Annotated in this window: 15 protein-coding genes; 10 read left to right on the top strand and 5 right to left on the bottom strand. The window is 71.3% G+C overall.

What is annotated here, in order from left to right; genetic code table 11:
* Position 1 precedes the first annotated feature (1 nt).
* Both AB0I79_RS04280 and AB0I79_RS04275 read right to left on the bottom strand, forming a co-directional pair.
* Positions 2-1,570 carry an ABC transporter permease subunit gene (locus tag AB0I79_RS04280; protein ID WP_357866644.1) on the bottom strand — a complete coding sequence of 523 codons (1,569 nt, stop codon included), beginning with the start codon at positions 1,568-1,570 and terminating at the stop codon, positions 2-4.
* Between the two features lie 4 nt (positions 1,571-1,574).
* Complete coding sequence (locus tag AB0I79_RS04275; RefSeq protein WP_357866641.1) at positions 1,575-2,846, bottom strand: maltose ABC transporter substrate-binding protein; 1,272 nt, start codon at positions 2,844-2,846, stop codon at positions 1,575-1,577.
* Positions 2,847-3,142: 296 nt separating this feature from the next.
* Here AB0I79_RS04275 and AB0I79_RS04270 point away from each other — a divergent pair, with 296 nt between their 5' ends.
* From AB0I79_RS04270 to AB0I79_RS04260, 3 genes are all read left to right on the top strand, one after another.
* The gene (locus tag AB0I79_RS04270) at positions 3,143-4,636 is read left to right on the top strand and encodes a glycoside hydrolase family 13 protein (protein ID WP_357866638.1); all 1,494 of its coding nucleotides are present in this window, start codon (positions 3,143-3,145) and stop codon (positions 4,634-4,636) included.
* A gap of 64 nt (positions 4,637-4,700) precedes the next feature.
* Positions 4,701-6,050, top strand: a complete 1,350-nt coding sequence (locus AB0I79_RS04265) for a HAMP domain-containing sensor histidine kinase (protein ID WP_357866636.1) — start codon at positions 4,701-4,703, stop codon at positions 6,048-6,050.
* Between the two features lie 34 nt (positions 6,051-6,084).
* The gene (locus AB0I79_RS04260) at positions 6,085-6,903 is read left to right on the top strand and encodes an SAM-dependent methyltransferase (protein ID WP_357866634.1); all 819 of its coding nucleotides are present in this window, start codon (positions 6,085-6,087) and stop codon (positions 6,901-6,903) included.
* A 127-nt stretch (positions 6,904-7,030) separates the two neighbouring features.
* On the opposite strand, the gene AB0I79_RS04255 is transcribed toward AB0I79_RS04260, so the two are convergent.
* On the bottom strand, positions 7,031-8,374 hold the full coding sequence (locus tag AB0I79_RS04255) for a cation:dicarboxylase symporter family transporter (RefSeq protein WP_357866631.1): 1,344 nt from the start codon (positions 8,372-8,374) through the stop codon (positions 7,031-7,033).
* 93 nt (positions 8,375-8,467) lie between these two features.
* Between AB0I79_RS04255 and AB0I79_RS04250 the strand changes: the two genes are divergently transcribed.
* The 5 genes from AB0I79_RS04250 (at position 8,468) to AB0I79_RS04230 (ending at position 14,996) form a co-directional block, all read left to right on the top strand.
* A complete protein-coding gene (locus AB0I79_RS04250) occupies positions 8,468-9,964 on the top strand; it encodes a sensor histidine kinase (protein WP_357866629.1) in 1,497 nt (498 codons plus the stop codon).
* A complete protein-coding gene (locus AB0I79_RS04245; protein ID WP_357866626.1) occupies positions 9,961-10,626 on the top strand; it encodes a response regulator in 666 nt (221 codons plus the stop codon). The genes AB0I79_RS04250 and AB0I79_RS04245 overlap by 4 nt, the downstream gene beginning before the upstream one ends.
* Positions 10,627-10,697: 71 nt before the next feature.
* Positions 10,698-12,740 carry an N-acetylneuraminate synthase family protein gene (locus AB0I79_RS04240; RefSeq protein WP_357866623.1) on the top strand — a complete coding sequence of 681 codons (2,043 nt, stop codon included), beginning with the start codon at positions 10,698-10,700 and terminating at the stop codon, positions 12,738-12,740.
* 28 nt (positions 12,741-12,768) lie between these two features.
* Positions 12,769-13,752: a glycosyltransferase family 2 protein gene (locus AB0I79_RS04235; RefSeq protein WP_357866620.1), complete on the top strand. Its 984-nt coding sequence runs from the start codon at positions 12,769-12,771 to the stop codon at positions 13,750-13,752.
* A 2-nt stretch (positions 13,753-13,754) separates the two neighbouring features.
* The gene (locus AB0I79_RS04230; protein ID WP_357866618.1) at positions 13,755-14,996 is read left to right on the top strand and encodes a polysialyltransferase family glycosyltransferase; all 1,242 of its coding nucleotides are present in this window, start codon (positions 13,755-13,757) and stop codon (positions 14,994-14,996) included.
* On the opposite strand, the gene AB0I79_RS04225 is transcribed toward AB0I79_RS04230, so the two are convergent.
* Positions 14,980-16,146, bottom strand: a complete 1,167-nt coding sequence (locus tag AB0I79_RS04225) for a DUF6716 putative glycosyltransferase (RefSeq protein WP_357867072.1) — start codon at positions 16,144-16,146, stop codon at positions 14,980-14,982. The genes AB0I79_RS04230 and AB0I79_RS04225 overlap by 17 nt on opposite strands.
* A 2-nt stretch (positions 16,147-16,148) precedes the next feature.
* Positions 16,149-17,093, bottom strand: coding sequence for a hypothetical protein (locus AB0I79_RS04220; RefSeq protein WP_357866615.1), 945 nt, complete (start codon positions 17,091-17,093; stop codon positions 16,149-16,151).
* Positions 17,094-17,191: 98 nt separating this feature from the next.
* Here AB0I79_RS04220 and AB0I79_RS04215 point away from each other — a divergent pair, with 98 nt between their 5' ends.
* Together AB0I79_RS04215 and AB0I79_RS04210 are read left to right on the top strand one after the other, a co-directional pair.
* Entirely contained in the window at positions 17,192-18,013 is an 822-nt protein-coding gene (locus tag AB0I79_RS04215; protein ID WP_357866613.1) for an aldo/keto reductase, read from the top strand.
* A gap of 86 nt (positions 18,014-18,099) precedes the next feature.
* Positions 18,100-19,053 carry a Gfo/Idh/MocA family oxidoreductase gene (locus AB0I79_RS04210; RefSeq protein ID WP_357866610.1) on the top strand — a complete coding sequence of 318 codons (954 nt, stop codon included), beginning with the start codon at positions 18,100-18,102 and terminating at the stop codon, positions 19,051-19,053.
* The last annotated feature ends 79 nt before the right edge of the window (positions 19,054-19,132 follow it).

The following is a 19,132-nucleotide window of genomic DNA, read 5'->3' as shown; positions in this document are numbered from 1 at the left end:
TTCACGCGTAGATCTCCTCCTGCTTGCGGGTGCGGCGGAACGCCACGGCCGAGATGACGGCCACGATGGCGAAGATGAACACCGAGATCGCCGCCGCGAAGCCGAACTGCGCGCCGCCCGCGCCGAACGCCAGCCTGAAGGTGTAGGTGATGAGCAGGTCGGTGCCGCCCACCTGCGGGCTGTCGGCGGGGAACGGGCCGCCGTCGGTGGTGAGCGCGATGGCGTTGTAGTTGTTGAAGTTGTAGGCGAACGCCGAGATCAGCAGCGGTGTCAGCGCGACGAGCAGCAGCGGCAGCGTCACCCGGCGGAACGCCTTGAACGGCGTGGCCCCGTCGATGGAGGCGGCCTCGGTCAGCTCGCGCGGGATGGCCTGCAGCGCTCCGGTGGTGACGAGGAACATGTACGGGAAGCCGAGCCAGATGTTGACGAGGAGCACGCCGAGCCTGGCGGTCCCCGTCTGCCCGAGCCAGTCGATCTCCGCGCCGAGGAGCTGGTTGATCAGGCCGAAGTCGCGGTTGAACATGTCGCGCCAGACCAGCAGCATGGCGAAGGCCGGCATCGCGTACGGCAGGATCAGCACGATCCGGTAGATCCGGGTGCCGCGCATGCGCGGGTGGTGCAGCGCGAGGGCGACGCCCATGCCGAGCCCGAAGCAGCCGAGCACGGAGGCCAGCGCGAAGACGAGGTTCCAGCCCAGGACGCCCGCGAAATAGCCGGAGATGGTGGGGTTCGTCAGCACGCGGGCGAAGTTGTCCAGGCCGACGTTGACCTGCCAGCCCTGCGCCAGGTGCTGGCCCCTGGCGTTGACGAAGTATCCCTGGCTCTCGTCGGCCGTCCAGGTGTCGCCGTTGCCGCGTACGCAGTCGCACGCGGCGTCGTACACCAGGGCGGCCTTGCCCTCGACGGCGCGGCTGAGCCCGTTGGCCTTGATCACGCCGTCGTCGGTCGGCACGGCCAGCGCCGTGATCTCCTGCCCGCGCGCGGCGGCCTCGGGCGCCTTGAGCACGGTCAGGCCGGGCGCGGCGAGCACCTTGCCGGTGACGCCGACCCGGGCGCCGTCCAGCGGGGTCAGCCCGTCGGCGGTGCCCAGTGAGACCTGCTTGGTCGCCGGGTCCACCAGCAGGAACACCAGCTCCTCACCGCGCGTGGCGACGGACAGGGTGTACTCGGGCGAGCCGGGCGCCTGCCGGACGGAGCCGGTCTCGATGGCGGTGACGGCGGCGGCCTTGTCGCCGCGGTGCCCGTCGCCGAAGTTGGTGAACGCGGTGGTCAGCGTGTAGACGACCGGGAACACCTGGAAGGCGATGAGGAAGACGGTGCCGGGGATGAGGTACTTGGCCGGGATGAAGCGCCGGGTGAGGTAGAGGTAGGCGATGGCCGCGCTGACGGCGCACAGCAGCCCCAGCGCGACCCACGACCCGGCGGCGACCAGCGGTGGCGCGGCGTAGAGCAGGATCGCGGCCGCCACGGCGAGCACCACGATCCTGCTCACCACGAACGCCGTGGTGATCTCCCGGCGGGGCCGCTGCCGCACTCCGGCGGAAGCGGCCTGACGCACGTCGAGAGCCATGTCGTCAGTTCTTGAGCGCGCCGTCGATGGCCTTCTGCGCCGCCGCGGCGGCCTTGGCCGCGTCGCCGCCCCTGACCACGGCGTTCTCGGCGATGCCGAACGGCTCCCAGATGGCGGCCATCTCGGGGATGGCGGGCATCGGCATGCCGTCCTTGCCGGCCTCCAGGAACTTGGCGGCGTCGGGGTCGCCCGCCTGGACCTCCTCCAGCGCGGCGGTCAGCGCCGGGGGCCGCGGGTCGGCGTCGTAGAGCGCCTTGGCGACGTCCTTGTTGGTCACGTAGTTGGCGACGAACTCCTGGGCCAGGGCCTTGTTCTTGCCCTTGGAGGCGACGAAGAAGCTCTGCACGCCGACGAACGGGGTGGCGGGCTTGCCGTCCTTGAACGCGGGGACGGCGCTGATGTCGTACTTGATGCCGCCCTTCTTGACCTCGCTGATCGCCCAGGGGCCCGAGACCAGGTAGGCGCACTTGCCGCCGGCGAAGTTGACGATGTAGTTCTCGTTGGTCAGCGAGGTGCGCAGCGCGCCGTCGCCCTTCTCGCCGAGCTCCTTCAGCTTGCCGAACGCCTTGACGGAGTCCTCGGAGCCGAGCAGCACCTGCTTGGGGTCGGGGTCGCCGCTCGCGGTGGCGCCGAACAGCGCGCCGCCGCCGGAGGCGAAGATCGGGTAGACGTGGAAGGCGTCGCCCTTCTGGCCGACCGGGATGCAGAGCACCTCCTTGACCTTGCCGGCCTCCTTGAGCTCCTTGCCCTTGGCGATCATGTCCTCGATCGTGGCGGGCGCGTCGGGGGCGAGGTCGGTGTTGCGGATCAGGGCGATGTTCTCCAGCGCGTACGGGGCTCCGTAGATCTGCCCGTCGAACGTCACGGCCTGGATGGCCTTCGCCGAGAACGACGCCTTCTGCTGCTCGGTGAACGTGACCGGGTCGATGGCGCCGTTCTGCACCAGGTTGCCGATCCAGTCGTGCGCGCCGATCATGACGTCCGGGCCGCTGCCCTGCTGGGAGGCGGTCAGGAAGGTCATCTGGTTGTCCTTGCTGATCTCCTTCACCTCGACGGTCACGCCGTTCTCGGTGCCGAACTGCTCGGCGAAGGGCTGCAGCGGCTTGACCCGCAGGGGGTCGGCCCAGATGACGAGCGTGCCGCCGCCCGCGGCCGCCGAGGCCGGGGCGGACGCGCTCGGCGCCGTCGTCGGAGAGGCCGACGGGGTGCTGCCGCACGCCGTCGCGGCGAACGCCAGGGTCGCGAGTGCTGCCACACCCAGTGCCCGCATGCGCATGGAGGACCTCCTGAGGTCACGGAGGAACGGCGGCGCCACAGGCGCCGCCGCCGGAGAAGAAAGCTCGAACGTTTCCGGGACGTTAGCGGCTCTTTGCAAGAATTGGAAGAACTTGCGAAAGAGCGTTACCTGATCCACATCCCGCTCACCTCGGCCGACCTCGTGACTGAGGGTGCTTATGCTGAAGGCGGCGGTTCGCAACTTTCCGCAACTTGCACTTGACCGTTCTCTGGTGATCGCGCCATCGTTGACCAGACATCACCCGACATCTCGGGTCATCCGGGGGAAGGACAGCCATGCTCGGCAACGACGACTGGTGGCGTGACGCGGTCGTGTACCAGGTGTACCCGCGAAGCTTCGCCGACGCCAACGGCGACGGCATGGGGGACCTGGAAGGCGTCCGCCAGCACCTGGGGTACCTCTCCCGGCTCGGAGTGGACGCCATCTGGCTGAGCCCCTTCTACACCTCCCCCATGGCCGACGGCGGCTACGACGTGGCCGACTACCGGGACGTGGACCCCATGTTCGGCACGCTCGCCGACTTCGACGCGCTCATCACCGACGCCCACGGCCTGGGCATCAGGGTCATCGTGGACCTGGTGCCGAACCACTCCTCCGACCAGCACCCGTGGTTCAAGGCCGGCCTGCGCGACCGGTACGTCTTCCGCGACAAGCCCAACGACTGGGAGTCGATCTTCGGCGGGCCCGCGTGGACGCAGGTCGAGGACGGTCAGTGGTACCTGCACCTGTTCGCCCCCGAGCAGCCGGACCTCAACTGGGACAACCCCGAGGTGCGCGCCGAGTTCCGCGACATCCTGCGCTTCTGGCTCGACCGGGGCGTGGACGGCTTCCGCGTGGACGTGGCGCACGGCATGATCAAGGCCGAGGGGCTGCCGGACGTGGGCCAGAAGGACGGCCCGCAGGCCGAGATGCTGGGCGACGAGCGGGTGCCGTACTTCGACCAGGACGGCGTGCACGACATCTACCGCGAGTGGCGGCCGATCCTCGACTCCTACCCGGGCGGGCGCATGGCCGTCGCCGAGGCGTGGGTGTCGTCGCCCGAGCGGCTGGCCCGCTACGTGGGGCCGGACGAGCTGCACCAGGCGTTCAACTTCGAGTTCATGATGGCGGACTTCCACGCCAAGTCGTTCCGCAACGTGATCGAGAAGTCGCTGCGCGAGGCCGACCTGGTCGGCGCGCCCACCACCTGGGTGCTGTCCAACCACGACAAGCCGCGCCACGTCACCCGGCACGGCAGCCTGGCCCGCGCCCGCGCCGCCACCCTGCTCATGCTGGCCCTGCCCGGCTCGGCCTACCTCTACAACGGCGAGGAGCTCGGCCTACCCGAGGTGCTCGACCTGCCGGACGAGCTGCGCCAGGACCCCGCGTTCCTGCGCCGCGGCGAGAGCCGCGACGGCTGCCGGGTGCCGCTGCCCTGGACGTCCACCGGCGACCTCGGCTGGCGCGACCCGTGGCTGCCGATCCCGGCCGGGTGGGCGGCGCTGTCGGCCGAGGCGCAGGAGGACGACCCAGACTCCACCCTGAACCTCTACCGGGCCGCGCTCAAGCTGCGCAAGCAGCACCCGGCGCTCGGCGGCGGCACGCTGACGTGGCTCGACTCCCCCAAGGACGTGCTGGCCATCGAGCGCGACCCGGGGCTGGTCGTGGTGCTCAACACGGGCGAGGCGCCGGTGGCCCTCGACCTGCCGGGCGAGGTGCTGCTGTCCAGCGGCCCGCTGCCCGCCGACGGCACGATCCCGCCGGACACCACGGTCTGGATCCAGCGCTGACGATTGGTGAAACCTTTCCAGTTACGCGGCAATTGTCGGAGATCACTCTCGGTAGCCTCGTGGGATGGCACCCTGGTGGGCCAGGTCACTGCGCGGACGCTTCACCTTCATCGCGACGGCCGTAGCCGCCCTCGTGCTCATCCCCGTGGGCATCGCGGGAGTCCTGGTGACCAGGTCCGTGATCACCGCCGGCGTGTTCAGCGAGACCCGTGACACGGCCGAGCGGATCGCCTACGAGATGCGCGGCGGCGCCCTGCCCATGGGCGCCGCCATCCCGGTGCCGCACCCCCCGGTGGACCTGATCCAGGTGGTCGGGCCCGACGGGCGGATCCTGGGCGCGAGCGACGCCGCCAGGAACCTGCCGCCGCTCAGCGACGTGCGCCCGACCGCCAAGAACCGGGTCGTCAGCACCACGAGCTGCCTGCCGACCGAATGCGTGCACCTGACGGCGGTGCGGGTCAGCCTGTTCGCCGACTCCCCCATCGTCTACGCCGGCCGCAGCACGCCCGAGGTGCTGTCCAGCCGGACGCTCGAAGTCATCGTGTTCGCCGAGGTCGCCCTGCTGATCGGGGTGACGGCGTGGGCCACGTGGCTCGTCACCGGCAGGGCGCTGCGGCCGGTGGCGACCATGCGGGCCGAGCTGGACGCCGTGCACGCGGGCGACCTCAGCCACCGCGTCACCCAACCGCCGGGCGACGACGAGGTGGCCCAGCTCGCCCGCTCCGTCAACGGCACCCTGACCCGCCTGGAACGCTCGGCCGAGCAGCAGCGCCAGTTCGCCTCCGACGCCTCCCACGAGCTGCGCACCCCGATCGCCGGGTTGCGCGCCCAGCTCGAGAGCGCCCAGCTCTACCCGGACGACACCGACATGCAGGCGCTGGTGAACAGCGCGCTGCGCGACACCGACCGGCTGGAGGCGATCATCACGGACCTGCTGCTGCTCGCCAGGATCGGCTCCCGGGTGGACGTCGCCAAGGAGCCGGTCGACCTGGCCGACCTGGTGCGCATGGAGCTCGCCGTCCGCAGCGACAAGCTGCCCGTGCGGGTGGAGCTGGCCGACGGGGTCGTGGTCGAGGGCGTGCGGCTGCAACTGGCCAGGGTGCTGACGAACCTGCTGGACAACGCCCAGCGGCACGCCGAGAGCACCGTACGCGTCACGGTCGCCGAGCAGGAGCCGGGCATGGCGGTGCTGGCGGTCGAGAACGACGGCATGGAGATCGCCGAGTGCGACCGCGAGCGCATCTTCGAGCGCTTCACCCGCCTGGACGCCGCCCGCAGCCGCGACGCGGGCGGCACGGGCCTCGGCCTGGCCATCGCGCGGGACGTGGCCATGGCGCACCGGGGGGAGATCCGCGTGGACGACTACCGGGGCGGCGCCCGGTTCGTCCTGCGGCTGCCGATCGCGAATCGGTAGATTTCCCTCTCCACGGTCGTGGATCATGGAACGCATGACGGAACAGGCGCCGCAGGGCGTGAACCCCCACATCCCCAACGCGGCGCGGATGTACGACTACTTCCTCGGCGGCAAGGACAACTTCAAGGCCGACCGCGATCTCGGCGACATGGTGCTGAGCGTGATGCCGGAGGTGCGCGAGGGGACCAGGGAGAACCGGGCGCTGATCGGCCGGGTGGTGCGCTACCTCTGCGAGCAGGGCATCACCCAGTTCCTCGACCTCGGCTCCGGCCTGCCGGCCCAGGAGAACGTGCACGAGGTGGCGCTGCGCCACGCCCCCGAGGCCCGGGTGGTCTACGTGGACAGCGACCCGGTGGTGGCCACGCACGGCAGGGCGCTGCTGGCCGACCCGAACCGGGTGGCGATGGTGCTGGGGGACTGCCGCAGGCCGGAGGAGATCCTGTCCGACCCCGAGGTGCGCGGGCTGATCGACTTCGACCGGCCGGTCGCCGTGCTCATGATGTTCGTCCTGCACCTCATCGGCGACCAGGACGAGCCGCAGCGCTTCATGGCCGCCTACCGCGACGCCCTGGCGCCCGGCAGCTACCTGGCCATCTCGCACGTGACCAACGACGTGGCCTCGGAGCGGGCGGCGCAGGTCACGGACTTCTACCGCAAGGCCAACGCCGACTTCACGCCGCGGCCGGGGACGGAGATCCACGCCTTCTTCGGCGACTTCGAGCTCATCCCGCCCGGCCTGGCCACGGGGCTGCCGGCGCACCAGGTCTGGCCGTTCCACGACCCGCTCAACCCGGTCTTCGTGGACGAGGACATGGCGCGGATGGCGTACGCGGGGATCGGCCGCAAGCTGTAACGCCGCGAACGCGGCGAACGCGGCGAACGCGGCGAACGCGGCGAACGCGGCGAACGCGGCGAACGCCGGGGAGGCCGCGGCCCGTGGCCTCCCCGGCCGGGCCCGCGGCCTCCCCGTGCCGGCACGGCTAAGCCGGGGACATCTCCTTGGCCGGCTCGCGCGGCTCGCCGTCCTGCCCGTCCGCGTCATCGTCGTCGTCCAGCAGCGTGGCCTCGTCGAACGGCGCCTGGCCGGCCAGGACCCGCTCCGCGCGATCCCGGTCGAACTCCCCGGTCCAGGTGCCGACGAGCACGGTCGCCACCGCGTTCCCGGCGAAGTTGGTCAGCGCCCTGGCCTCGGACATGAAGCGGTCGATGCCCACGATCAGGCCCACCCCGTCGACCAGCTCGGGCCGGTGCGCCTGCAGCCCGCCCGCCAGGGTGGCCAGGCCCGCCCCGGTGACGCCGGCGGCGCCCTTGGAGGCGATCATCATGAACAGCAGCAGCGCGATCTGCTCCCCGAACTCCAGCGGCGACCCCGTGGCCGTGGCGATGAACAGCGTGGCCATGGTCAGGTAGATCGCGGTGCCATCGAGGTTGAAGGAGTAGCCGGTCGGCACGGTGATGCCGGCCACGGTCTTGCTGACGCCCAGGTGCTCCATCTTCGCGATGAGCCGCGGCAGGGCGGTCTCCGACGAGGACGTGGACAGGATGAGCAGGAACTCGCGGCCCAGGTAACGCAGCAGCGACCACAGGTTGATCCGGGCCACCAGCCACAGGATCGTGCCGAGCACCACGCCGACGAACAGCACGCACGTCACGTAGAAGGCGACCATGATGATGGCCAGGCTCTTGAGCGCCTCGAGGCCGGTGGCGCCCACGACGGCCGCGATCGCGCCGAACGCGCCGACCGGCGCCGCCCACATGATCATGGCGAGGATGCGGAACACGAGCCGCTGGAAGTGCTCCACGCCGCGCAGGACCGGCGCGCCCTTGGGCCCCATGGCCTGCAGCGCGAACCCGGCGAGCAGCGCGACCAGCAGCGCCTGCAGCACCGACCCGTCGGTGAGCGCCGAGACAACCGTCTCGGGGATGATGCCGAGCAGGAAGTCCACGGTGCTGGCGTCCGCGCCCTTGGCCGCCTCCGCCTCGGCGGCCTGCCTGGCGGTGTCGGTGAGCTGCAGCCCCGAGCCCGGGTCGATGACGTTGCCCACGATCAGCCCGATGACCAGGGCGACCGTGGACATGGCGATGAAGTAGCCGAGGGCGAGCCCGCCGACCTTGCCGACCTGGGCGGCCTGGCGTACGGAGCCGATGCCGAGCACGATCGTGCAGAAGATGATCGGGCCGATCACCATCTGGATCAGCGCCACGAAGCCGGTGCCCAGGGGTTTGAGCTCCTTGCCCACGTCCGGCCAGATGAAGCCGACCAGGATCCCGAGCAGGACCGCCACGATGACGGCCAGGTAGAGATAGCGAGTGCGATCGCGCATAGGGGGGTTCTCCGGCGGTTCTTGAGGGACCTTCTCGATGTGCGACTATGCGCCTCACGAGTGATGCAGGTCACCATTGCGTAAGTTTCGTACATGGAGGGGAACCCGATGCGGCGCTGGAGCCTGGCAGGGCAGATGCTGGTCCTGCAGCTGCTCGTGGTCGCCGTCACGGCGACGGGCGGCGCGGTGCTGGCCCTGCTGCAGGCCCACGAGCTGCTGCAGGAGGAGGCGGGCGCCACGGCCAGGGCCGTGGCGGTCAGCGTGGCGGCCTCGCCCGACGTGCTGGAGGCCCTCGGTGAGCGGGACCCGACCGTGCGGCTGCAGCCGTACGCGCAGCGGGCGCGAGCGGCGACGGGGGTCGATTTCATCACCATCATGAAGACGGACGGCACCCGCTACACCCACCCGAACGAGGCGGAGATCGGCAAGCGCTTCCTCGGCCACATCGAACCGGCGCTGCGCGGCGAGACGTTCACCGAGACCTACACCGGCACGCTGGGCGCCTCCAAGCGGGCGGTGACGCCGGTCATGGCGGACGGGCGGGTACGGGCACTGGTCAGCGCCGGGATCACGATCGACAGAATCAGCGCCAGGCTGCGCGGCCAGCTCGCCTGGGGCTGCCTGATCGTGGCGCTGGCACTCGGCCTGGGCGCGGCGGGCACCTGGCTGGTCACCGCGCGGCTGCGCCGCCAGACGCACGGCCTGGGGCCGGTCGAGCTGGGCCGCATCCACGAGCATCACGACGCGGTGCTGCACGCCGTCAGGGAGGGGCTGCTGCTGATCGGCAGGGACGGCACGCTGACGCTGTGCAACGACGCCGCGCGCCTGATGCTCGGCCTGCCCGCCGACGCCGAGGGCCGTCACGTGCGGGAGCTGGGCCTGCAGGAGGTGCCGGCCGCCGGCGAGGAGCGGATCCACCTGGCCGGTGACCGGGTCCTGGCCGTCAACAGCGCCGCCAGCAGGCTCGGCACGGTCGTCACCGTCCGCGATCACACCGAGCTGCAGGCGCTGACCGGCCAGCTCGACGCCGAGCGCGGCTTCGCCGAGTCGCTGCGCTCGGCCGCGCACGAGGCGGCCAACCGGCTGCACACGGTCATCACGCTGGTCGAGCTGGGCCGTACCGAGCAGGCGGTGGCCCTGGGCACGGCGGAGCTGCGGGCCGCGCAGGAGCTGACCGACCGGGTGGTGGGCGCGGTACGCGAGCCGGTGCTGGCGGCGCTGCTGCTGGGCAAGAGCGCGGAGGCGGCCGAGCGCGGCGCCGAGCTGGTGATCAGCCAGGACAGCGAGCTGGACGACCTGGGCCTGGACGCCCGCGAGCTGGTCACGATCGTGGGCAACCTGATCGACAACGCCATCGACGCGGCCTCCAGGGTGGAGGTGCACCTGAGCGCCGGCGAGCGGCACGTGCTGATCAGGGTGTCCGACAACGGGCCGGGGCTGACCGGCACGGGCGCGTTCGAGAAGGGCTGGACCACCAAGGGCGACGGCCGCGGGCTCGGCCTGGCGCTGGTGGGCCAGGCGGTGCGGCGGCTGGGCGGCACGATCGAGGCCGAAGGCTCGACGTTCACGGTGAGGCTGCCGAAGCCATGATCTCCGTGCTGGTGGTCGAGGACGAGGAGATCACCGCCGAGGCCAACCGCATCTTCGTCGAGCGGGTGCCGGGCTTCGAGGTGGCGGGCGTGGCCAGGTCGGGCGCGGAGGCCCTGCGCTTCCTGCGCAGGCGGCCCGTGGACCTCATCCTGCTCGACCTCTACCTGCCCGACATGCACGGCCTGGACGTGTGCCGCGCGGTACGGGCGGGCGGCCTCATGTGCGACGTGATCGCGGTCACCTCCGCTCGCGATCTGGCCATGGTCCGTTCAGCGGTGTCGCTGGGAGTCTCCCAGTACCTGCTCAAGCCGTTCACGTTCGCGACACTGGCGGAAAAGCTGTCGCGTTACGCCCGGTTCAAGGAGGAGGCGGGCCTGGCCGTGGGGCAGGGCGACGTGGACCGGGTGCTCGGCACCCTGCGCGGTCCCTCGGAGCTGCCGAAAGGCATGGCACAGGACACTCTGGACACCGTGGCGGCACAGTTGCGCGCGCACCCGGAAGGGGTGGGCGCGCAGGCCGTGGCGAACGCGATCGGAGTGTCCCGAGTGACGGCCCGCAGATACCTGGAATACCTGGTCGAGGTGGGTGTGGCGGCCCGCGTTCCGCAGTACGGCGGGGTGGGCCGGCCAGAGTTGCTCTACCGGATCCCCATGGAAAGTTAATGGTGGTGACGCTGGCCGTTCAATCCGGCCCTCTAGCTTCTGGGTGCAATCCGATGCACTGAGGAGACACCTTGCGAGTCCTGGCCGTTGTTCCCGCCCGCGGAGGTTCGGCGGGCGTACCCCTGAAGAACCTCGCCCTGGTCGGGGGCGTCCCGTTGGTCACCCGGGCGGTGCGGGCCTGCCTGCGCGCCGAGCTGGTGGACCAGGTCGTGGTCAGTACCGACCACGACGGGATCGCCGAGACCGCCAGGGAGGCGGGCGCGATCGTGGTGGAGCGCCCGGCGGAGCTGAGCGGCGCGACCGCCTCCAGCGAGTCGGCGGTGCTGCACGCGCTCGACGCCCTCGGCGAGGACCCGGAGATCGTCGTGCTGGTGCAGGCCACCAGCGCGTTCATCGACCCCGATGACCTGTCCGCGGCGGTGCGCAAGGTGCTCGACGGCGAGGCCGACTCGGTCGTGTCCGGGCTGCCCACGCACGAGTTCCTCTGGACGGCCACGGGCGCCGGCGTCAACCACGACCCGGCCGTCAGGCAACGCCGGCAGGACCGCGCGCCGGAGTTCCGCGAGAACGGCGCCTTCTACGTCATGCGCACCGCGGGCCTGCGCGAGCACGGCCACCGCTTCTTCGGCGAGATCGCCGTCCAGCCGGTGCCCACCCAGCACGCCATCGAGATCGACAACCCGGAGGACCTGGAGCTCGTGCGAGCGCTCGCCCCGTTCATCGACCAGCCCGAGCCGATCGACGTGGACGCCGTCATCACCGACTTCGACGGCGTGCACACCGACGACCGCGCCTACGTCGACTCCGACGGCCGCGAGATGGTGCTGGTCAGCCGCTCCGACGGGATGGGCGTCTCGCTGCTGAAGCGTTCCGGCGTGAAGGTGCTGATCATGTCCACCGAGCAGAACCCGGTGGTGGCCGCCCGCGCCCGCAAGCTCGGCGTGCCCGTGCTGCAGGGCCTGGCCGACAAGCGCACCGTGCTGCGCGACTGGCTGCGCATCGAGGGCCTGGACCCGGCCCGCGTCGCCTACGTCGGCAACGACGTCAACGACCTGGGCCCGATGGGCGAGGTCGGCTGGCCCATCGCCACCCCCGAGGCGCACCCGCGGGTGCGCGCCGCCGCCCGCGTGGTGCTGACCACCGCCGGCGGGTCCGGCGCGGTGCGCGAGCTGTGCGACCGCGTCGTGGCCGCCCGTCCGGCGCCCGAGCCGGCTCCCGTGCAGGTGCGCACCAGGCCGCAGTTCGCCCCGGTGGCGATCGGCGACGTGCTGGTCGGCGACGGCGAGCCGGTGTACGTCATCGGCGAGATCGGCATCAACCACAACGGCGACCTCGACCTGGCCAGGCAGCTCATCGACGTGGCCGCCGAGGCGGGCTGCCAGGCGGTCAAGTTCCAGAAGCGCACCCCCGCGATCTGCGTGCCCGAGGAGCAGAAGGGCCAGATCCGGCAGACGCCGTGGGGCGAGATGACGTACCTGGAGTACAAGGAGCGCACCGAGTTCGGCCACGACGAGTACACGCAGATCGCCAAGTACTGCGACGAGCGCGGGCTGCACTGGTTCGCCTCGCCGTGGGACGTGCCGTCGGTGGAGTTCCTGGAGGAGATGGACGTCCTGGTGCACAAGGTGGCCTCGGCCAGCGTGGCCGACCACGAGCTGCTGCGCGCCCTGGCCGCCACCGGCAAGCCGGTCATCCTGTCGACGGGCATGTCGACGCTGTCGGAGATCGACGCCGCCGTGGAGATCCTCGGCACCGACAAGCTGATCATGATGCACGCCACGTCCACGTACCCGCTGCCGCCCGAGGAGGCGAACCTGCGGACGATCACCACGCTCCAGGAGCGGTACGGCGTCCCCGTCGGCTACTCCGGCCACGAGCGCGGCCTGCAGATCTCGCTGGCCGCGGTCACGCTCGGCGCCGTGTGCGTGGAGCGGCACATCACCCTCGACCGCACCATGTGGGGCTCCGACCACGCCGCCTCGCTGGAGCCGTCGGGGCTGGAGCACCTCGTCCGCGACATCCGCATCATCGAGCAGGCCCTGGGCGACGGCGTCAAGCGGGTCTTCCCCGGTGAGGAGGCTCCGAAGGCCCGCCTTCGCCGGGTGACCGTCTGACCGTACCCATCAGGAAGAAACGACAACATTGATCACGCTCTCGGTCGTCGTGCCCATCCGGGACGGCGAGCGCTTCATCGCCGACGCGCTCACCTCGCTGTCCCGCAACGCGCGGGGCGACTTCGAGTTCATCATCGTGAACGACGGGTCCGTGGACGCCACGGGCGACATCATCGACGACTTCATCGGTGAGCTGCCCGGGCTGGTCGTGATCCGCAACCCCGCTCCGGTGGGGCTGGCGGACGCGCGCAACGCGGGCCTGTCGGCCGCGACCGGCCGGTACGTCACGTTCATGGACGGCGACGACTGGCTGGCCCCCGGCTACCTGGCGCGGCTCGTCGAGGCGATCGACGGGCTCGGCTGCGACTTCGTGCGCGTCGACCACGTGCAGGTGGAGGGCCGCAAACGGGTCGTGCACCGGGCCCCGCTGTCCGCGCCGAGGGGCACGGTGCTGGTCCCCCGCGACGCCATCCTGCCGGCCGAGGTGCGGACCATGGTGGACTACCCGTACGCCTGGGCCGGCGTCTACAGGCGTTCCCTGGGCGACCTGCTGCACTTCCCCGGCTCCCTGCACACCGCCGAGGACCGGCCGTGGATCTGGCGGCTGCACAGGGAGGCCGCCACGTTCGCGGTGGCGTCGCTGGCCGGGGTGTTCTACCGGCGCATGGTGTCGGGGTCGCTGACCCAGGTGGGCGACGAGCGCCAGCTCCACTTCTTCGACGCGTTCGAGCTGGTCTTCAAGGACCTGGAGCCGGAGTTCCTGCCCAAGGCCGCACGGAACTTCTGCGCGCTGCTCGCCCACCACCTGGAGATCGGCGACCGGCTCACGCCGGCGCTGCGCGCCCGCTTCGAGGAGCGGGGCGCGCAGATGGTGCGGGCGTTGCCGCCGGAGCTGGTGGCCGAGTCGGTGTCGCGGATGTCCGTCGAACGCGAGACCACCCTGCGGGCCCTGGTGCCCGACCTGCCCCCCAGCCCGCACGTCCGGGTCCGCCGCGACCGGGAGGAGTCCTAAAGGTGAAGGTCTTCTACGCCTCGACGCTGTTCGGGGCGATGTCGCTGGCGGCCGCCATCGACGAGGGCCGCTTCGGCGACGGCCGCCGCGTCCTGATCGTCTCGAACAACGCGGCCATCCCCGAGGTGGCGACCCCGCTGGACAGGACGCCCGGCTTCGCCGCCCTGCGCTCCCGCTTCGAGGAGGTGCACTCGTGGAACGAGCTGATCGCGCCGCTGCACCCCTCCGACTGGCGGGCCCGCGTCATCGAGGTGCCGATGATGGAGCGCCTCATCCGCTCCCACTGGCAGCTGGACGGGGTCGAGGAGCTGGTGCTGGAGTCGATCGCGGTGCCTCCGGCGCGCACGATCGCGGGCCTGGTGCGCGACTGCCCGATCTCGGTCTACTCCGACGGGCTGATGAGCTACGGCCCGACCCGCGACCCGCTGCCCGCGGAGATCTTCCGCCGCATCGAGCGGCTGATCCACCTCGACCTGGTGCCGGGGCTGAAGCCGCTGCTGCTCAGCGAGTACGGCGTCACCCCCGAGATCCTGCCCGACGAGCGGTTCCTGTCGATCGTGCACGAGGTCACCGCCACCGCGCCCGACATGATGGCCGGGCAGGCGATCATCCTCGGCCAGTACCTGTCGGCGCTGGAGCTGCTCACGCCGGAGGAGGAGGCCGGGCTGCACGAGACCATGCTCAGGGCCCTGGTCGCCCGCGGCTGCACCGACGTGGTGTTCAAGCCGCACCCGGCCGCCGGCCGCCGGCACGCCCAGCTCCTGCGCGCCGCCGCCGCGCCCTTGGGGGTGCGGCTGTCGGTGGCCGGGGAGAGCGTGCCCGCCGAGGTGTGCTTCGCGGCGCTGCGGCCCGAGCTGGTGGTGGGCTGCTTCTCCACGGGGCTGGTGACCGCGCAGCGCTACTTCGGGCTGCAGGTGGCCTCGTACGGCACGGACCTGGTGCTGGAGCGGCTGGCCCCGTACGAGAACAGCAACCGCATCCCGGCCACCATCGTCGACGCCATGCTCCCCAGGCTGTCGCCCGAGGGGCACGTCGAGCGCCCGCCGGTCACGGACCTGCAGGCGCTCGTGCGTTCCGTCGGGTACTGCATGCAGGCCGAGACCTACCCCGGCCTGCGGCCGGACAGCATCGACTTCGACCCGCGCTACTTCAAGCGCAAGCGCCTGGAGACGCTGGGCTTCGTCTCGGGAGGCAAGCCCAGCGCGTTCACCAGGATCCGCAGGAAGATCAGGTCAGCGATCTGAGGTAGCGGCGCATGCGGCGCTTGGCCCGGTAGCCCACCCGCAACATCTTGGGCGGCACCTCCACGCGGAGCCGGGCCCGGCGCCGTCCCGCCGCGTGTTCCGGCCCGTCGAGCAGCGACTTGGCGGGCACGCGCGGCCGGGAGACGACCAGCCCGCTCAGCAGCCCCGCCCAGTCGTTGCGCGCGGCCGGGTGGAAGTAGTTGGCCGCGCACCAGGCCCCGGAGGCCTCGCGGAACTCGCCCGCCGCCAGCTCCTCCAGCGTGCCCAGCAGGTCGCTGCCCTCGAACACCAGGTTGATCATCTCGGCGCTGACGCCGAAGTCGCGCAGCACCAGCGACGGCACGCCCATCGCGATGGCCTCCAGCGCCGCCGTCGAGCTCACCGTCACGAACCCGGCCGCCCGCTGGAGCTGATCCTGCATCGAACCGGCCTCGAACGCCAGCCGCCCCGGCTCTCCCAGCTCCCGCCACAGCCGCTGGTAGTGGAAACGCTCGTTGTGGGTCTGCCGCTCGTCCTCCAGCGCGCGCAGCTTGACCACCACGTCGAGGTCGGGGCGGCGCGCGGCCAGCTCGGCCAGCGACAGCAGGATGCGCTCGCGCTCCTCCCGCCCTCGCGGCACCTTGGCCTGCGTGGCGAACACCACCCGGTTGCCGCCCCGCGCGGTCAGCTCGGGCCGCAGGAACGGCAGCCGGGCCAGGCCCACCGCCCCTCCCCCGCCGAGCCTGGAGGCGATCTCGGAGAACTCGGCCACCTCCCGCTCGCTGTGCACCACGAACAGGTCGCAGCCGCTGCGGAACAACCATGCCTTCTCCGTCGCCGGCACCGAGATGCCGGGCAGGCCGCTGACGAACACCGGCCGCGGCCGCAGGTCGTTCAGCACCTCGGCCACCAGCACGTCCACCACGGGGCCCGTGCAGGCCACGACGATCGCGTCGGGCCGGGTCCGCTCGGCCAGCCGCCGCACGGACCGCGCGGACAGCACGGGCGGCGGGGCGCCCGCCCGGCCGTTGACCGCCGCGGCGATCTGCTCCGGCGAGGGGGCGATCGGCGTGCGCACCACGACCAGCTCCGTCACGCAGCCCGCAGGCAGGTCACCGAGCAGGCAGGCCGCCCATTTCAGATACGAGTCGGAGTCGGCGACCGCCAACACTTTCAACTGGACACTCCGGTCAAATGCGATCGCAGGGCGGGGGCCGCCCTGCTGGTCCACCAGTCATCGGGAACGTCCACGGGCTCGACGGCGACGCCGCGCGGGCTCAGCAGCACCCGCAGCGAGGTGATCGCGGTCGAGGGAAGGCTGAGCACGCGCTGGCCCGGGTCCAGGCCGCGCAGCGTCAGCTCGGCGGGCGCGCCGGCGTCGTGGACGGTGATGCCGGGGCGCTCCCGGATCAGGGCGACGTCCACGGGGTCCTCGCGGCGGTGCGGGTAGTAGGCCAGCGGCTCGCGCGCGGCCAGGTCGGTCAGCCAGCGCAGGTAGTGGTCGCGGTGCACGAGGCCGTTGCGTACCAGGGAGGTGCCGAGCACGACCGTGCGCTCGGCGGGGCCCTCGGCGCTGGGCGGCTGGGCCCGCAGCCAGGCGAAGTCGTGGCGGACGAGGTCGACGCCCGCCCGGCGGACGGCCGCCTCCAGCTTGTCGTCCACGCTCAGGGCGGTGAAGACGGACACCTTGCTCAGGCGCAGCCGCAGCGCCGCCGCCAGGCCGAGCGCGGCGCGCAGCCTGGTGCGGTTGGCGCGGGCGCGCAGCAGCGGCCGGTACGGGCCCGCCGCGAGCAGTTCGAGCAGCCGCAGCGTGGCCAGCCCGTCGTCGACGATGACGATGCGGCCCGGCATGGAGGTGAGCCAGCGCAGCTGCACCTTGCCGGAGAAGGCGTCCCCGACGGCCTGCACGCGCCTGGGCATGCGCTCGCGCGGCTCGGCCAGCACCAGCCCGTCGGGCAGCCCCAGGGAGCGCAGCTCGCGGCGCGTGGCCTTCAGCGGCCGCAGCCCTGCCCGGGGCACGACAGCCGTCTCGGGGCCGAGAAGCCCGGCGTGGTGGGCCTCGACGGCGCACAGCATCTGGAGCGGGGACTCCACCCAGGCCGACGCCTGTTCGACCACTCGTTGCCCTCCCAGCGGGGTGATGGCGCGTTAACGACCGCTTCAAGCTAGCCCCACCGCCTTAAGCCCCCAGAAACGCGGCGTGAACAATGGAGGGTATGAATTCGCTCATGCTCAACACCGACGGCGTGCAGATCCCGCAACTCGGGTACGGCGTCTGGCAGGTCCCGGCCGAGGAGGCCGAGCAGGCGGTCGCCACCGCACTCCAGGCCGGCTACCGGCACGTCGACACCGCCGCCGCCTACGGCAACGAGGAGGGCGTGGGGCGGGCCGTGCGCGGGAGCGGGCTGCCGCGCGAGAAGGTGTTCGTGACCACGAAGCTGTGGAACGGCGACCACGGCCGCGCCGAGGCCGCCTTCGACGAGAGCCTGGCCAGGCTGGGCCTGGACCACATAGACCTCTTCCTGATCCACTGGCCGGTGCCGCAGCAGGACAGGTACGTGCAGGCGTGGAAGGCGATGGAGAAGATCTACCGTGACGGCCGGGTCAGGGCCATCGGGGTCTCCAACTTCACGGTGGACACGCTCACCCGGCTCATGGACGAGACCGGCATCACGCCCTCCATCAACCAGATCGAGCTCCACCCGTACCTGCAGCAGCGCCAGATGCGGGCCTTCCACGAGGCCAACGGCATCCTGACCGAGGCCTGGAGCCCGCTGGGGCAGGGCAAGGGGCTGCTGTCGGACCCGGCGCTGGCGGTGCTGTCGGAGAAGTACGGCAGGACCCCCGCGCAGATCGTGCTGCGCTGGCATCTGCAGCTCGGGAACGTGGTGATCCCGAAGTCCGTCACGCCCGCGCGGATCAAGGAGAACATCGGCGTGTTCGATTTCATCCTCGACACCGAGGACATGTCGGCCATCGGCGCCCTGAACAAGGGGCAGCGGCTCGGGCCGGACCCCGACACGTTCAACATGACGTAAGTGACTGGCGTGACATTTGTGGCATCACGCCATTAATGACATATCCCCCCATAACCCTTCCTTTACCTCCCCTATAACATCTCCGCGTGCGAGATTTCACTTGGGGAATTGCGGCGACCGGCGGCATCGCGCGTACGGTCGGGGCCGCCATCGCGGCCGAGCCCGGCATGCGGGTGGCCGCCGTCGGATCGCGGAGCCTGGCCAGGGCGCAGGCCCTGGCCGCCACGCTGGAGGCCGAGTCGGCGTACGGCTCCTACGAGCAGCTGTGCGCCGACCCGGGGGTGGACGCGATCTACGTGGCGACCCCGCACGCGCAGCACCTGCAGGTCGCCGAGCTGGCCATCGCCGCAGGTAAAGCCGTGCTCTGCGAGAAGCCGCTGGCGGCCACCGTGGACGACGCGGAGAAGATGGTGCGCCTGGCGCGCGAGGCGGGCGTCTTCCTCATGGAAGCCATGTGGATGCGGTTCAACCCGCTGGTCCAGCGCATCGCGGGCGATCCCCGCTTCGGCGAGCTGCGCTCGGTGCAGGCATCGTTCGGCTTCGCGGCGCCCTACGACCCGGCCCACCGGCTGTGGGCGCCGGAGCTGGGCGGCGGGGCCCTGCTCGACCTGGGGATCTACCCGTTCGGGCTGGCCCAGCTCCTCCTGGGCATGCCCGCTGACCTGCGCATCACGGGCTCCCTGGCCCCGAGCGGGGTGGATGCGGAGGCGGCCGGCGTATTGCTCTACCCCGGCGGCAGACACGCTCTCGTGGCGACCTCATTGCTCGGGAATTACCCGAACACGGCCTGTGTTGTAGGTACTCGGATGCGGGCGGACCTCCAGGCGCCGTTCTGGGCTCCGCAGCGGATCGTTCTCACCGGGCCCTCCATGGAGCCGGAAGAGCATGTGCTCGATCCGGCGGACAACGGATACGCCGGAGAGCTTCGCGAAGTCCGCGCCGCCACGGCCGAAGGCAGGACCGAATCCTCGATCATGCCTCTTGACGAATCCCTTGCCATGCTGGGGCTTCTGGCCGACGCTCGCAGGCAGTTTGCCTAGCTGGGCTTTTATGGATTTGTAATCCTCTTGCCTCATGTATTACCTTATGGGGCATCTTGAGGCATACGCCCGGTTTGTC

The sequence above is a fragment of the Nonomuraea sp. NPDC050202 genome, assembly GCF_040656115.1.
Classification (GTDB): Bacteria; Actinomycetota; Actinomycetes; order Streptosporangiales; family Streptosporangiaceae; genus Nonomuraea.
Note: the sequence above shows the minus strand (reverse complement) of the source record. Positions and strands in the feature narration are given on the sequence as shown.

Coding starts and splice junctions, on each gene's coding strand:
- AB0I79_RS04250 (WP_357866629.1), top strand. CDS start 8,468: ATGGAGGGGAACCCGATGCGGCGCTGGAGCCTGGCAGGGCAGATGCTG.
- AB0I79_RS04260 (WP_357866634.1), top strand. CDS start 6,085: ATGACGGAACAGGCGCCGCAGGGCGTGAACCCCCACATCCCCAACGCG.
- AB0I79_RS04270 (WP_357866638.1), top strand. CDS start 3,143: ATGCTCGGCAACGACGACTGGTGGCGTGACGCGGTCGTGTACCAGGTG.
- AB0I79_RS04280 (WP_357866644.1), bottom strand. CDS start 1,570: ATGGCTCTCGACGTGCGTCAGGCCGCTTCCGCCGGAGTGCGGCAGCGG.
- AB0I79_RS04265 (WP_357866636.1), top strand. CDS start 4,701: ATGGCACCCTGGTGGGCCAGGTCACTGCGCGGACGCTTCACCTTCATC.
- AB0I79_RS04215 (WP_357866613.1), top strand. CDS start 17,192: ATGAATTCGCTCATGCTCAACACCGACGGCGTGCAGATCCCGCAACTC.
- AB0I79_RS04275 (WP_357866641.1), bottom strand. CDS start 2,846: ATGCGCATGCGGGCACTGGGTGTGGCAGCACTCGCGACCCTGGCGTTC.
- AB0I79_RS04245 (WP_357866626.1), top strand. CDS start 9,961: ATGATCTCCGTGCTGGTGGTCGAGGACGAGGAGATCACCGCCGAGGCC.
- AB0I79_RS04255 (WP_357866631.1), bottom strand. CDS start 8,374: ATGCGCGATCGCACTCGCTATCTCTACCTGGCCGTCATCGTGGCGGTC.